The organism is Priestia megaterium (genome assembly GCF_046599315.1).
Classification (GTDB): Bacteria; Bacillota; Bacilli; order Bacillales; family Bacillaceae_H; genus Priestia; species Priestia megaterium_F.
This window is the reverse complement of record NZ_JBKIKC010000024.1, coordinates 44955-59845: the sequence shown is the minus strand read 5'-3', so window position 1 is coordinate 59845 and position 14891 is coordinate 44955. Positions and strand designations below refer to the sequence as shown.

Here is a 14891-nt window from a genome sequence, read left to right as displayed (position 1 = left end):
AGATAATCTAAGGAACAAAGAAAATATGTGATACAATGTACAAATATTCAGTTAAAAAGGAAGTGTACGATATGAAACAATTTATAAAAGAAATAGCGCGCGGAAAAAGAGGATCAAATGACTTAACGTATGAACAAGCAAAAGAAGCAGCTCGCTTAATTGCTTCCGGACAAGCTACGGATGCTCAGATCGCTGCTTTTTTTATCGCGGAACGTATTAAAACTGAAAATGCCGCTGAACTGCTGGGATTCGTTCATGCTTTTCGTGAAAAAACAAAAGAAATACCGCTATCTCAGTCTCTAAAAGATAGATCAATTGATTTCGCAAGCCCTTATGCAGGGAGAAATTCATTTTTTGCGACAATTCCTGTATCAATTTTATTAGCTGAAAGGGGTGTGCCTGCTTTTTTACATTGTACAGAAGCTCTTCCTCCAAAGTTTGGGACTACGATTGCAGACGTACTTCATTCGTTACATATCCCCCAAACTCAAACTATTGAAGATATCAGTCATACATTTGAGGCGTTAAAAATTGGCTTTGTAAATGCCGAAACAATCTCCTATCCTCTTAGCCGCATCAAACAAATTCGTCATGAAATTGGTGTAAGGACACTAATTAATACGGTTGAGAAACTATTAAATTTATCAAATGCTTCTTCTTTAATGATGGGGGCTTTTCATCGCACGGCCATTAATAAAATTGTGCCCATTTTTGCATCGCTTCCTTTTAAACATGTGTACGTGATACAAGGTATAGAAGGATCTGAAGATGTACCTGTACATAGAAGCAGCTTTGTTTTTAATATCTCAGAAGGAGAGATGGAGTCATTCATTGTCAATCCAAAAGAACATGGACTGTTCGTAGAAGAAGAGCACTTTGAAAAGAAAATAAGTGTTGAAAAACAAGCCGAATATGTGACGCGCATTCTGAAGGGTGAGTCTTCTCCCGAACTGACTTATGTGTATAATCAAGTAGTTTTAAACGCGGGCTTGCGCTATTATCTATTTGGCTATGAAGACTCTATTGAAAAAGGAATAGACTATGCAAAACGTCAGCTGGCTGAAGGGATAGGTTGGAAACACCTGCAGAAATGGAAAAAACAAGCGATTTCGTAAGGGGAAAAGATGAGCAAAAAAGCTCATCTTTTTTTATAGAAAAGGATAAATCCTTTGTCTTTTATCAGAAAATTTATTATAATTAGTCATATATTTGTGTTAGGAAATTTAACATTTTATGTGAGTTGAAAAATAGATTAGCAGAAAGGAAGCTTTCATTGAAACTTACGCCGCGAGAACAAGAAAAATTAATGATTGTCGTAGCTGCCGACTTGGCAAGGCGCCGTCAGACAAGAGGATTAAAACTTAATTATCCTGAAGCAGTAGCTATTATTACATATGAAATTATGGAAGGAGCCCGTGATGGTAAAACGGTGGCTCAGTTAATGCGAGAAGGCACCAAGATTTTAAAACGAGAAGATGTAATGGAAGGTATTCCGGAAATGATTCATGATATTCAAGTGGAGGCAACCTTTCCAGACGGAACCAAGCTCGTCACTGTTCATGATCCAATTCGTTAGAAGGAGGGAAAGATATGATTCCAGGGGAATACGTCTTAAAAAAAGAACCCATCACTTGTAATAACGGAAAGAAATCGATTAGCGTGACTGTAACCAATAGAGGCGACCGACCTGTTCAAGTAGGTTCACACTTTCATTTTTTTGAAGTGAATGCTGCGCTCGAATTCCCCCGCGAAGCTACGCTTGGCTATCATTTAAATATTCCGGCTGGTACAGCCGTGCGCTTTGAGCCAGGTGATGCAAAAGAAGTAGAGCTAGTTGCTTTCTCCGGAACAAAAGAAATTTACGGTCTTAACAATAAAACAAACAAGTCGCTTTCGGATAGAAAGGAAGATGTATAAGATGAGTTTTCAAATGTCGCGACGTCAGTATGCGGATATGTTTGGACCAACCGTTGGAGATGCTGTTCGTTTAGCAGACACAGAGCTATTTATTGAAATTGAAAAAGATTTTACAACCTATGGAGATGAAGTAAAGTTCGGCGGAGGAAAAGTCATTCGCGACGGAATGGGACAGCACCCCCTTGCAACGCGAAGCGAAGCAGCAGACTTAGTACTGACAAATGCGATTATTGTTGATTACACAGGCATATACAAAGCAGATATTGGAATAAAAGATGGACTCATTCAAACCATCGGAAAAGCGGGTAATCCTCTGTTGATGGACGAAGTAGATATCGTTATTGGTGCGAGTACGGAAGTGATTGCAGCAGAAGGGAAAATTGTAACAGCGGGCGGTATTGATGCGCATATTCACTTCATTTGTCCGCAGCAAATTGAAACCGCTCTTGCCTCTGGCGTTACAACGATGATCGGTGGAGGAACGGGACCCGCTACAGGAACAAAAGCTACAACTTGTACACCCGGAGCATGGCATATCGAGCGAATGCTTGAAGCTGCTGAAGCATTTTCAATGAATATTGGCTTTTTAGGAAAAGGAAATGCAAGTGCCAAAGAACCTTTAATTGAACAAATTGAAGCAGGAGCGATTGGATTAAAGCTTCATGAAGACTGGGGAACCACGGCATCTGCCATTGATACAAGCTTGCAGGTTGCAGACGAGTATGATGTTCAAATTGCAATTCATACGGATACCTTAAATGAAGGCGGTTTTGTCGAAGATACGATTGCAGCGATTGGTGATCGCGTTATTCATACCTATCATACTGAAGGGGCTGGAGGCGGGCATGCACCCGATATTATGGAAATGGCAAGCTTTCCAAACGTGCTTCCATCATCAACTAATCCAACAAGACCCTATACAGTTAACACGCTTGAAGAACATTTAGATATGCTCATGGTATGTCATCACCTTGATCCCTCTGTACCAGAAGACATCGCTTTTGCTGATTCCCGCATTCGAAAAGAAACGATTGCCGCTGAAGATATTTTACACGACTTAGGTGTATTCAGTATGATTTCTTCAGATTCTCAAGCAATGGGACGTGTAGGAGAAGTGATTACAAGAACGTGGCAAACAGCGGACAAAATGAAAAAGCAGCGAGGAAAACTTGATGGTGACAGCGAAGTCGGCGATAATGCACGTGTTAAACGCTATGTAGCTAAATATACGATTAATCCAGCTATTGCTCATGGAATTTCCGAATACGTAGGATCCGTGGAAACAGGTAAAATGGCCGATTTAGTACTATGGGAGCCCGCGTTTTTTGGAATAAAGCCTGACTTGATCGTAAAAGGCGGTTTTATTGCTCACAGCTTAATGGGAGATCCTAACGCTTCGATTCCAACCCCACAGCCGGTTTTATACCGTGCGATGTTTGCTTCTTATGGAAAAGCGAGAGCTAAAACATCTCTTACGTTTGTGTCAAAAGCAGCATACGAGCAAGGGGTGGGCGAGAAACTGGGATTACAAAAGCTGCTTAAACCGGTAAAAGACATTCGTCAACTAAAAAAAACAGATATGAAGTTAAACGGGGAAATGCCTAAAATTGAAGTGGATCCCCAAACATACGAAGTAAAAGTAGATGGACAAATGATTACATGTGAAGCAGCAGAAGTCGTGCCTATGGCGCAGCGATACTTTTTATTTTGAGGTGAAAAAGATGGTAATCGAAAAAATTATCGGAAATATAGCAACATTAGAAAAAAGAGCTCCCCATATAGAAAAGGTATATATCGAAAGTGATCACTTGGTAAAACGCGTTCAGCGCGTTGTAACAGATCACGGCAAAGAACTAGGAATCCGTCTGAAAGAAAATCGCGAATTACTTGATGGCGATGTACTATTTATGGATGAAAGTAATATGATTGTTGTCCATGTACTAGCAGATGATATTTTGACCATTCAGCCGATTGATATTCAGCAAATGGGAGAAATTGCTCATCAGCTTGGCAACCGACATTTGCCGGCGCAGTTTGAAGGTGGAGAAATGCTCGTACAGTACGATTATTTAGTCGAACAATTGCTCCAGCAGCTCGACATTCCCTATAAGCGCGAAAAGAGAAAAGTAAAACAAGCTTTTAAGCATATCGGACACAGTCATGACTAATTCCTTGCTTTCGCTGATTCAACTATGTGATTCGAATTTTCCATCGGGTGCATTTTCACATTCGTTTGGTTTTGAAACGTATATTCAGCGAAATCAAATTTACAACACAGAAACCTTTCAAGAAGTGCTTCGTACATATCTTGATGTTCAGCTGACGTATACGGACGGCTTAGCATGCAGACTGGCTTATGAGTATGCTGCTCGGAACCAGTTTACCAAAATTATAGTGCTTGATCATGAACTATATGCGCTTGCTTTATCAAAAGAAACAAGAGAAGGGACAAGAAGGGTGGGCCAGCGCATGCTAAAACTTTGCTTGGAGTTATTTAAAGGCACTTATTTAGAAAAGTATATGAACGAAGTAAAAGCAAAGAAGGCATATGGACATCCTGCTGTTGTATTTGCGTTAGCCAGCCTGCAGTTAAATATCACAAAAGAAGATGCAGTTTTAAGTCACTTGTACGCTAGCATCTCTTCTTTAATTCAAAATGCTGTTCGCGGCATACCAATCGGTCAAACAGATGGGCAAAAAACGCTCGTTCTTTTTCAACCTCTGCTGCAGCAAGCACTTCAGCATATTTTACAAGCGGACCAAGAGGAATTTGGTGCTGTGACACCAGGGTTAGAAATTGCTCAAATGCAGCATGAACAATTGCATGTCCGATTGTTCATGTCATAAAAAGGGAGGGAAGGCCTTCTGTCGATGAAGGCGCAAAAAATGGATGCAATTAAAATTGGAATTGGCGGACCTGTTGGTGCAGGTAAAACGATGTTAGTAGAACGACTAACTCGTGCCTTAGAAGGACAGCTCAGTATGGCAGTTGTTACAAACGATATTTATACAAAAGAAGACGCACAATTTCTAGTAAAAAACAGTATTTTGCCAGAAAATCGTATCGTAGGGGTAGAAACAGGAGGCTGTCCTCATACGGCTATTCGAGAAGATGCGTCCATGAACTTTGCCGCAATCGATGAGTTAATGGAACGTCACCCTGATGTTGAACTTATTTTTGTGGAAAGCGGAGGAGATAATTTAGCCGCAACATTTAGCCCGGAGCTTGTGGATTTTTCGATTTATATCATTGACGTAGCACAAGGGGAAAAAATCCCGCGTAAAGGCGGTCAAGGGATGATTAAATCTGATTTATTCATTATTAATAAAACAGATTTAGCCCCGTATGTAGGAGCTAGTTTAGAAGTAATGGAAAAAGATACAATTCAAGCGAGAGGGCATAAGCCTTTTGTTTTCACCAATTTAAAAGAAGATAAAGGGCTCGACCAAGTTATAGAATGGATTAAAAAAGAGGCATTTTTAATCGGCCTTGAATCATGAGCTACACAGGTTATTTAGAGCTTCGAGCAGAAAAAAACAGTGAGCGAACCGTTATTAAAGATACTTACCATTACGGTGCTTTCAAAGTTGCAAGACCTATTTACATGACTCCTGAATCACCTTTTATTTATATGCTTCACGTAGGCGGCGGATACGTGAGCGGAGACAAATATAAGACGATGATAACGGTTGAAAAAGGTGCTCAGCTGACGGCTACTACTCAATCCGCGACAAAGGTGTACAAAACACCGAACGAAGCTGTTTTACAAGAAACGTGTATAACTGTTGAAGAACAAGCCATCATGGAATATATACCCGACCCGCTTATTTTGTATGAAAATGCTTCGTTTGTCCAAGAAACAACGGTTCATATGGCAGAAAACGCTGCTTTGTTTATATGTGATAGCATCACTCCAGGTTGGTCGCCGGATGGGCAGCTGTTTCAATATACCTCTATGCGTTCTAAGCTTAAGCTGTATATAAACAACCAGCTTAAGGTGTATGATCACTTATATTTGAATCCGGAAAATCATTTGCGCGGCATGATGAAAATGGAAGGGTATACGCATTTTGGATCAATTATCATTGTTCATCCAAGCACCGACGACGCATTCATAGTGAAAGTACATCAGCTGTGCGAAGAAACATGCTGTAAAGTGGGTGCTTCCGCACTTCCGATATCCGGGTGTGCTGTTCGAATATTAGCTGCTAGTACACAAGAAGTGGAAGATATAATCATCAAAGTATACGGATTGTTCCGACAGGAGTTACTAAAAGCTGAAGTATCACTTTTGCGTAAGTATTAAAGAGCCTTCACAAAAGGATATTAGTTGAAGAAAAATCCGAACGAGCTGGATTCTTAATGGAGAATCAGATTCGTTCGGGTTTTTTATTGGTAGGGTGAACGTAGGTTTCCTGTATGTAGCTGCTTCTAGCTGTTGATTGGAGGACAAGGCTCAGCGGCCGCCCACGGAAAGCGAAGTCTTGCACGGAAATCAACAGCGGTAGAACAAGCAGTCCAGCTCATTTATCCTAATTATTCGTCTTTAGATTGAATTGATTTAGTTATGTCTCATTCTCTTTCTAAAACCACAGACTAAATAATCCGTCGCTTACACCTAAATTATACATATAGTAGAGACCAAATATGATACTGACAACACCTGTTACCTGCATTAAGCAGCGATTTAACGTGACTTGCTTTTTAGTAGTAACGAACGGAATCCCAATAACTGTTGTAAACAACAGCATGCCAAGACAAGTGCCAATTCCAAAAATCACAATGTAGAGAGCACCTTGCCATGCCTGAGTAACGGTGCTCATTGTTAATACAACCATCGCTGCGCTTCCGGCCAGTCCATGAACAAAGCCGATGCCCAATGACTTTAAGTAAGATGTTTTTTCGTGATGAGTATGTATTTGCTTTTTGTAAGATAGAAGCGACGTAAAACCGAGGTAAACGAGCATAATACCTACTAAAAATTCAAGTGACATGCTCATACGCTCAGAAATACTGCTTTTTAACACAATTAAAATCATGCCAAAGATAAACAGCGTAAGCGTGTGGCCAATCCCCCAGTATACTCCTGCAAGCGAAGAACGCCCCAGCTTTTTGCTTTTTGAAGCAATGGTTGATACAGCAATAATATGATCTGGTTCTAGAGCATGCTTGATTCCTAAAACAAACCCTAGTATTAAAATTGAAAAAATACTTGTTTCCATGTCAGCTTTCTCATCCTCTCGTACGTATAAAACCAGTATATCGTACGCTTCTGCTTTCATAAACAGAAAATTCTAAAATAAAAACAACTGAACAGATAGCTAAACAATTTATCAATTTACAATAAGTTACAAATTTTAAAGGGGAGGTAGTATAAAAATTTTACATTTACAAAAACTATGAGTAAATTATTGTGAGGTTGATAACTATGGACAAAATTTCTACTGATATCATGCTGTGGAGTTCTTTTATACGTCAAAATGTTGGGATAAACCGTGACTAGACTAGAAGCTCTTTTATGGAGCATTGCGTTGCCGGGCTTTGGACAGTTACTAAACAAAAAACATATAAAAGGCATTTTGTTTATTGTACTTGAATTCCTCATTAATATGGGCGCAAATTTTAATGAAGGCATTCGCTTAAGCTTTTTAGGAGATACAAGACAGTCCCTAGAGGTAATGAACATGCAGTGGTTAATGTTTTATCCATGTTTATATTTTTTTGCAATTTGGGATGCTGTTAAAGAAGCGGAAAACGGCGCGTCAAGATTTACATTTATTCCCTTTGTCTCCTGTGCTTATTTTGTTACAGTAGGCATTATGTATTCCTCAATAACCACCATCAACGGTGTTTTTATAGGGCCAATTTGGCTGCCTATGCTGTTTGTTGTACCGGGGCTTGTTATTGGACTCATTGTCAAAAAGCTATTAGAAGTGTATATACATAAGAAAAAATAGACGTCATTACAATCTATACATCCGTAGATTTTAATGGACGTTTATTTTATTTTTGTTTATAAATAAGTAATAAAGTCTCTTATTTAGGGAACGTACTAACAGTGGCTATTTTTACATAATCTTAAGGGAGTGTGTTCTACTCATAGAAACGAGCACATTGAAAATGGAGAGAGTGGGTACAAGCTTATATAATAGCATTTTGACAAAAAGAAGCTGGAGAGAAGGTGAATAGAGGAGTACCACAAATGGCATTTATCGTTTTTTTCTTAGCTGGTACGTATGCGGAGTTATTTTACTTTCCTTTGATTTGCTGCCTTCATGGTTAGAATGGGCAAACGCAGTCTTTTTACATTTGAGCAGTCTTCTTGCCCTCATCTATCTCGCTAAGGCCTATGGAGTAAGGCGTGCCTTGTTCATTACGCTATTTGTGACAGGCGCATCTATTTATGTCGAAAGTTTAGGTGTTAAATATGGATTTTTATTTGGATCCTACGATTATGAAAAAGCTTTTGGTGCCAAAGTTTTAGGAGTTCCTCTGACCATTGGGTCGGCTTGGTTTATGATTGTGATTACAAGCAGAATATTAGCTCTCGGGATTATGAAGCGTATGGAGCTGCCGTTTGTTGTCCATGGAATTGCCTATGCAGTCATTAGTTCCATATTTGCTGTTATTATGGATTTGGCTATTGATCCTGTTGCCTATGTTGTTAGACAATATTGGGTGTGGAAAGGGGACAGTTTTTATTATAATATTCCTTTATCTAATTTCTCCGGCTGTTTTCTACTGTCTTTCTTCATACCGATCCGACTGTTTATATTTGTAACTCTTCATACACCGATAATACGGTAGCTCCGGGTGATAATTTATTTATTTTAGTGAATGCACCTGCTGTAAAAAAAGAGAATCAAGAAGAGATGAAAGCTTACAGAGACGTTGTCTATCGCAAGCTTTCTCAGTTTGGTTTAGATATCAAGCCTTCGCTTGTACATGAACGAATTATTACTCCATATGAAATCGAACGAACATTTGGTGTATTTAGAGGTGCTTTATACGGAGTAAGTTCAAATCGAAAAATGGATAGTTTTCTTCGCCCAAGCAACGTTTCAAAAGACTTAAAAACTTATATTTTATAGGAGGAACGACTCACCCGGGTGGAGGGTCTCCTATGGTCACGATTAGCGGAATCAATGTAGCTACGCTTATTTCATCTTCCTAATTGATAAATCAGGATTGTCAAAAAGTTTAGTTTTTTGGTACTATAAGAAAGTACAGAGGCTGTTAACCCACTGTTCTTATGGATGGAAAAAAATGAAAAAATATGTTACATAACGAAGTTGAAAAGGTGATTACATAATTATATGATTGTATTTACGTGTCTTATTATTATCATAAGCATTATCCGTCCGTACTTGGAAAGCGTGACTGTCAAGCGAATTGCTTCAGAAGGAAAAAAAATTCGCTACTACAAAGAACAGTTCTTTTTTTATGTGCTAATTTTACTATTTTATATTGCGGTTATGGTATACCATGCGGTTCCAATTTCTATGTTAGGGCTGCAGGGAGTATATCTAGATACGATTCATCGGACGGCTCCTTATCCAGCATGGATTGAATATTTGCTGCTTTTAATCTTTGCAGGCTTCATCATTCTTTCCATTATGCTTCAATGGATGAAAGATCATGGAGAAACGGTTTTCGTGGAACAGGAGATGCCCACCTCAATTGAGGCAACCGTTCCTAAAACGGAAAGAGAGCAAAAGTGGTGGCTTGCATACAGCGGTATTTCGAGCTTCGTAGAAAGTACCGTCTATTTTCCTAGCTTTTATCTATATAGTCACTATGTATTAGCCATTCAAAATACATGGGTGTTAGCTATTTTAATTGGCATTGGTTATTTCTTATCACAGCTAGCTTTTCAGCGTGACCGTTTAAGTTTCCAGACGCTGTTAGTTGGTATCGGGCTAGGCGCTTTATTTATTATGACAAAGTCAGTTGTCATCATGGTCTTGTACTATGGCTTTAGCTTCTTAATTTATGATATTTATCAACAAGATCGCAATCTAGTAAAAAGCACAGATGATCGCTAAGAAACAACACAGCATAAAGCTGTGTTGTTTCTTTTTTTTATAAATTAAAAAAAAAGCTTGAAAAGCGCTTTCAATAGTCTTATAATTTAGATAAATCGATTTACTAAACCGGTTTAGTAAGTGGTTAGTTCATATAATAAGAAAGGTAGGTCGATTTATGAACAGGATCATTATCCCATTAAATGCATTTGAAATGATAGGCTGTCAGCACGCCATGATTCAGAGAATATATGAGCAGCAAGTACATGGAGTGGAAATTCGAAGAGAGTTAATGAAAAAAGTAGATCAAGAGATTAACCTTATTGCCAAAGAATTAAAAAAATATCCGCTTTTTACAGTGTATTCGGCTCCCATTGAATTGTGGAAAGAAAATGGAGAATTAAACAAACAAGAGTTAACATTTGTTCTTGAAGAAGCCTTATCACTTGGCGCTCAGTGGGTCAAAGTTTCTCTCGGTTTTTACCAGCCCCAATCTCCTATAGGAGATTTACAGCAGCTATTGCAGGCATTTCCAGCTCTACGTCTATTTGTAGAAAACGATCAAACTAGTTACGGAGGCAACGTAGCATCTCTGCACGCATTTTTTGATAACGCTTACGAAGTTCCTGTTTCCATGACGTTTGATATTGGTAATTGGCTTTATGTAAAGGAACAACCTGAGGAAGCAATAAAAAAGTTAGGCTCATTTGTAGAATATATTCATATTAAACACGTAATAAAAAGTAGCGGAAAGCTAGTAACAACCGCTATATCAAACGATTCAAATGAAATGTGGAAAGATATTTTGAAAGGGTTTTCTTATTCAATTTTTAAAGCTTTAGAGTTTCCAATCGATGAACCGGAACAAGTTCCAAGCTTCATTTCATTGGTGCAAGAAGCAGAACAGGAGGAAGTTCAATGAATTCATTAGACGTTATTACCTTCGGAGAAGCAATGACAATGTTCATGGCAGAAAAACCAGGACCGCTGCATGAGATTAGGCATTATACAAAAGAGCTGGCCGGGGCAGAAACAAATGTAGCTATTGGTCTCGCTCGTCTCGGTCTGCGCACAGGCTGGGTGAGTAAAGTAGGAAACGATCCTTTTGGTACGTTTATTATGAAACGCTTACAAGAGGAATCGGTCAACACCGATTGTGTACTAGTAGATGGTGAACATGCAACAGGCTTTCAGATTAAGTCAAAAGTGGAAGTGGGAGATCCAGAAGTTTGTTATTTCAGAAAAAATTCAGCAGCCAGTCACTTGCACTCCAGCGATTTTAACCAAAACTATTTTTTAGCAGCAAAACATATGCATATGACAGGAATACCACTTGCTGTGTCAGCAAGTATGCGCGAATTTGCTCTACATGCACTTACATCGATGAAAGCAGCTGGAAGAACGGTTTCCTTTGATCCAAACCTGCGTCCAACTCTTTGGGCATCTAAGGAAGAAATGATTTTCACAATCAATGAAGCTGCTAAACAAGCAAACTACGTTCTGCCGGGTATTGAAGAAGGAAAGATTTTAACCGGCTACGAAAACCCAGAAGACATAGCTTCTTACTATTTAGATGCAGGCGTAGAGCTTGTTGTGATTAAGCTAGGTGAACAAGGAGCCTTTTTTAAGACGGCAAGAGAGCAAGGAATGGTTGAAGGAATAAAAGTAAAACAAATAGTGGATACGGTCGGGGCAGGAGACGGCTTTGCAGTAGGGCTATTAAGCGGACTTCTTCAAAACGATTCTCTTACCCAATCTGTCATGAGAGCAAATGCGATTGGGTCATTAGCTGTACAGAGTCCTGGAGATAACGACGGATATCCAACTGAACAGCAGTTGCAAACATATATGGAATCTCAAAAACAAGGAGTGAAATGATGATGAAACAGCAGCTAGCAAAAAAAAGATGGCTTCGGTTAATTCCTATCGTATTTATTACGTATAGCCTTGCTTATTTAGACCGTGCAAACTACGGGTTTGGAGCAGCGGCAGGGCTGGCAGAAGATCTTCATATTACGCCAGGTATCTCGTCTTTATTAGGATCGCTCTTTTTCTTAGGTTATTTCTTTTTTCAAATTCCAGGTGCTCACTATGCTGAGAATAAAAGCGCCAAAAAGTTGATTTTTTGGTCTCTGATTTTATGGGGAGGACTTGCTACAGCTACGGGTATGGTAAGCCATGTTGGTTTTTTGTTTGTTATTCGATTTGCTTTAGGGATAGTTGAAAGTGCCGTTATGCCTGCTATGCTCGTGTTTTTAAGCCACTGGTTTACAAAAGCAGAACGGTCTAGAGCCAACACGTTCTTAATTTTAGGAAACCCGGCAACCGTTCTTTGGATGTCTATTGTTTCTGGATATTTGCTAGAATCGTTTGGCTGGAGATGGATGTTTATTTTAGAAGGTTTTCCAGCTGTTATTTGGGCATTTTTATGGTGGAAACTAGTAAATGACGAACCGAAAGATGCAGGCTGGCTGTCGAAAAAAGAGAAAGCAGATTTACATGATGCACTACAAAAAGAACAAGAAGGAATTAAACCTGTAAAAGGCTATAAAGAAGCTTTCAAAAATCGTACCGTCATTTTATTAAGCATTCAATATGCCTTATGGAGTATCGGCGTCTACGGATTTGTTATGTGGCTGCCTTCTATCATTAAAGCAGCGCCTAACATGAGTATAGTGAAAACAGGTTGGTTAGCGTCCGTTCCTTACGTATTAGCAGTTGTATTAATGTTAGCGGTTTCATATCTATCGGATAAATTTTTAAAACGAAGCGCGTTTGTATGGCCGTTCTTATTGGTAGGAGCGCTTGCATTTTACGGATCCTATTTAGTTGGAACAAGCAACTTCTGGCTTTCTTTTACCTTACTCGTTATCGCGGGAGGAACGATGTACGCTCCGTACGGACCGTTCTTTGCGATTATTCCTGAAATTTTACCGCGTAATGTTGCTGGAGGAGCGATGGCTTTAATTAATAGTATGGGGGCACTTGGCTCATTTGCCGGCTCTTATATCGTAGGGTTTTTAAATGGATCAACAGGAGGATTTGGTGCTTCATATATCTTTATGGCTGGATCATTATTCATTGCTGCCATTCTAACTATTGTCGCGACGAAAAAACCTAGAGAAGTTCAAAGTGTGAAGCCAGTCGAAACAACAGCTTAATGTAACGATAGAAAAGGAGAATTCAAATGCATATTGAGAAAATTACAAATAGCGGTATTGTAGCGGTCATTCGAGGGGCAAGTGCCGAGCGCATTATTCCACTTGCCTACGCGTTAAAAGAAGGCGGAGTAACAAACCTAGAAATTACAATGGAAAATCCTGCTGCTGTAGAGGTTATCAAAGAGTTAAAAAATGAATTCCACGACTCGATGTTTGTTGGAGCAGGAACTGTTCTAGACGAAGAAACAGCACGAATTGCTATTATGGCGGGAGCATCATTTATTTTTTCTCCTACGGTAAACGAGCGAACAATTAAAACGGCTAAAAGGTACGGGGTAATTAGCGTTCCGGGAGCTTTTACACCAACTGAAATTTTAACAGCATATGAATGCGGTGCAGATATGATTAAAGTCTTCCCCGCAAGTGTAGTAGGTCCCGCCTATTTTAAAAATATAGCAGGACCCCTCCCTCACATCCCGTTGATGCCAACAGGCGACGTTACGGCTGAGAATGCGGGATCTTATATCAAAGCTGGAGCAGCTGCTATTGGAGCAGGAAGCACATTAGTGGATGGAAAACAGCTTCCAACTCCTGAGTACTTACTTCAAGTAACAAAGGAAGCGAAACGTTTTATTCATGAAATTCAAGAAGCTAGGCTTGCGTACGCTTAATAAATAAAGCCTTCTACTATTAAGAAGGCTTTTCCTTTTTCGTTTTTTTCGTTTACACTAGGAGTAGCATAATTTTAGGGATTGAATGAAAAGGACGGATCATGATGCAAAAAGTTACTATGCTTGATGTTGCAAAAGCTGCAAATGTCTCCAAAAGCACCGTATCACAATACATTAACAAGCGGTACGAATATATGGGCGAAGAAACACGAAAGAAAATTAAAGAAGCAATTGATACACTCGGCTATCAGCCTAACTATCTAGCACGAAGCTTAAAACAAAAGCGAACGTCGATGATTGGGATTATTGTCGCGAATATTATGCACAGATTTTCTACTGAAGTCATTCGCGCAATTGAGGACTATTGCCATTCACAAGATATACATGCCATTATCTGTAACGCAGATGACGATCCTGAGAAGGAAAAGAAATATATCAATATGTTAAAAGCAAAGCAAGTAGATGGTCTTATTTTATTTCCAACGGGTGCCAATACTTCTCTTTATGAACAGATGATCAAAGAAGAATATCCGGTTGTTATTATGGACCGTAAAATTCGTGATGTAAAAGGGAAAATTCCATCCGTGGTGGCGAACAATCAAGAAGCCACAAAACAGGCTATTTTGCACCTTCTCCAGCTTGGACATAAGCATATAGCAATTATTACAGAACCATTAACCATTACACCTCGAATTGAACGTGTAGAAGGATACAAAGAAGCGTTAACATCAGCCAGTATGCCTGTAAATGAATCCATGATTATCAACTGCAAAAAAGCGGATATGCAAAAAGCCCTTGAAAAGCTATTTGCAGCCGAAAGTCCGCCGACAGCGCTGCTTGCTGGAAACGATTTAGTATTCATTGAAGTACAGAAGTTTATTAAACAAAGAGGATTTAATATACCAAATGATTTATCTTTAATTGTTTATGACAACATTCCTTATGCGGATGTAGCAACGCCTGCCGTTACCACGATTTCGCAGCCTGCTTTTGATATGGGAACAAAAGCAGCAGATTTACTCATTAAACAAATTTTAAAAGAAAAGATAGCTTATGAAGAGTACCAGTACGAGTGTGAATTAATTATTCGGGAAACGACTTTATCGCATTAAGCTAA

The 14891-nt window shown here is 39.2% G+C and carries 18 protein-coding genes; 17 read left to right on the top strand and 1 reads right to left on the bottom strand.

What is annotated here, in order from left to right; genetic code table 11:
- Nucleotides 1–71: 71 nt before the first annotated feature.
- The 8 genes from ACLHDF_RS30795 (at nucleotide 72) to ACLHDF_RS30760 (ending at nucleotide 6224) form a co-directional block, all read left to right on the top strand.
- Complete coding sequence (locus ACLHDF_RS30795; RefSeq protein WP_413922175.1) at nucleotides 72–1115, top strand: anthranilate phosphoribosyltransferase; 1044 nt, start codon at nucleotides 72–74, stop codon at nucleotides 1113–1115.
- A 158-nt stretch (nucleotides 1116–1273) separates the two neighbouring features.
- Nucleotides 1274–1576: an urease subunit gamma gene (locus tag ACLHDF_RS30790; protein WP_071273344.1), complete on the top strand. Its 303-nt coding sequence runs from the start codon at nucleotides 1274–1276 to the stop codon at nucleotides 1574–1576.
- Nucleotides 1577–1590: 14 nt separating this feature from the next.
- Nucleotides 1591–1917, top strand: coding sequence for an urease subunit beta (locus tag ACLHDF_RS30785; RefSeq protein ID WP_413922174.1), 327 nt, complete (start codon nucleotides 1591–1593; stop codon nucleotides 1915–1917).
- A gap of 1 nt (nucleotide 1918) precedes the next feature.
- Complete coding sequence (ureC, locus tag ACLHDF_RS30780; protein ID WP_413922173.1) at nucleotides 1919–3628, top strand: urease subunit alpha; 1710 nt, start codon at nucleotides 1919–1921, stop codon at nucleotides 3626–3628.
- Between the two features lie 10 nt (nucleotides 3629–3638).
- Nucleotides 3639–4085: an urease accessory protein UreE gene (ureE, locus tag ACLHDF_RS30775; protein WP_413922172.1), complete on the top strand. Its 447-nt coding sequence runs from the start codon at nucleotides 3639–3641 to the stop codon at nucleotides 4083–4085.
- Nucleotides 4078–4764, top strand: coding sequence for an urease accessory protein UreF (locus ACLHDF_RS30770; protein ID WP_413922171.1), 687 nt, complete (start codon nucleotides 4078–4080; stop codon nucleotides 4762–4764). Before ureE ends, ACLHDF_RS30770 begins: the two co-directional genes overlap by 8 nt.
- A gap of 39 nt (nucleotides 4765–4803) precedes the next feature.
- Nucleotides 4804–5418 (top strand): urease accessory protein UreG, encoded by a 615-nt coding sequence (ureG, locus tag ACLHDF_RS30765; protein ID WP_413922192.1) that lies wholly within the window; start codon nucleotides 4804–4806, stop codon nucleotides 5416–5418.
- Nucleotides 5415–6224, top strand: a complete 810-nt coding sequence (locus ACLHDF_RS30760) for an urease accessory protein UreD (RefSeq protein ID WP_413922170.1) — start codon at nucleotides 5415–5417, stop codon at nucleotides 6222–6224. The genes ureG and ACLHDF_RS30760 overlap by 4 nt, the downstream gene beginning before the upstream one ends.
- Nucleotides 6225–6501: 277 nt before the next feature.
- Here ACLHDF_RS30760 and ACLHDF_RS30755 read toward each other — a convergent pair whose 3' ends face one another.
- Entirely contained in the window at nucleotides 6502–7140 is a 639-nt protein-coding gene (locus tag ACLHDF_RS30755) for a sulfite exporter TauE/SafE family protein (protein WP_413922169.1), read from the bottom strand.
- A 273-nt stretch (nucleotides 7141–7413) separates the two neighbouring features.
- On the opposite strand from ACLHDF_RS30755, the gene ACLHDF_RS30750 reads away from it, so the two are divergent.
- The 9 genes from ACLHDF_RS30750 (at nucleotide 7414) to ACLHDF_RS30710 (ending at nucleotide 14886) form a co-directional block, all read left to right on the top strand.
- On the top strand, nucleotides 7414–7875 hold the full coding sequence (locus tag ACLHDF_RS30750) for a hypothetical protein (protein ID WP_413922168.1): 462 nt from the start codon (nucleotides 7414–7416) through the stop codon (nucleotides 7873–7875).
- 307 nt (nucleotides 7876–8182) lie between these two features.
- Complete coding sequence (locus ACLHDF_RS30745; protein WP_413922167.1) at nucleotides 8183–8725, top strand: carotenoid biosynthesis protein; 543 nt, start codon at nucleotides 8183–8185, stop codon at nucleotides 8723–8725.
- A gap of 65 nt (nucleotides 8726–8790) precedes the next feature.
- Nucleotides 8791–9009 (top strand): hypothetical protein, encoded by a 219-nt coding sequence (locus ACLHDF_RS30740; RefSeq protein ID WP_413922166.1) that lies wholly within the window; start codon nucleotides 8791–8793, stop codon nucleotides 9007–9009.
- Between the two features lie 225 nt (nucleotides 9010–9234).
- A complete protein-coding gene (locus ACLHDF_RS30735; RefSeq protein ID WP_413922165.1) occupies nucleotides 9235–9963 on the top strand; it encodes a hypothetical protein in 729 nt (242 codons plus the stop codon).
- A 157-nt stretch (nucleotides 9964–10120) separates the two neighbouring features.
- A complete protein-coding gene (locus ACLHDF_RS30730) occupies nucleotides 10121–10864 on the top strand; it encodes a sugar phosphate isomerase/epimerase family protein (protein ID WP_413922164.1) in 744 nt (247 codons plus the stop codon).
- Nucleotides 10861–11820, top strand: coding sequence for a sugar kinase (locus ACLHDF_RS30725; RefSeq protein WP_413922163.1), 960 nt, complete (start codon nucleotides 10861–10863; stop codon nucleotides 11818–11820). Before ACLHDF_RS30730 ends, ACLHDF_RS30725 begins: the two co-directional genes overlap by 4 nt.
- A gap of 2 nt (nucleotides 11821–11822) precedes the next feature.
- Nucleotides 11823–13103, top strand: a complete 1281-nt coding sequence (locus tag ACLHDF_RS30720) for an MFS transporter (protein WP_413922191.1) — start codon at nucleotides 11823–11825, stop codon at nucleotides 13101–13103.
- Nucleotides 13104–13129: 26 nt separating this feature from the next.
- Nucleotides 13130–13774 carry a bifunctional 4-hydroxy-2-oxoglutarate aldolase/2-dehydro-3-deoxy-phosphogluconate aldolase gene (gene eda / locus ACLHDF_RS30715; RefSeq protein WP_413922162.1) on the top strand — a complete coding sequence of 215 codons (645 nt, stop codon included), beginning with the start codon at nucleotides 13130–13132 and terminating at the stop codon, nucleotides 13772–13774.
- Nucleotides 13775–13875: 101 nt separating this feature from the next.
- Entirely contained in the window at nucleotides 13876–14886 is a 1011-nt protein-coding gene (locus ACLHDF_RS30710; RefSeq protein WP_413922161.1) for a LacI family DNA-binding transcriptional regulator, read from the top strand.
- The last annotated feature ends 5 nt before the right edge of the window (nucleotides 14887–14891 follow it).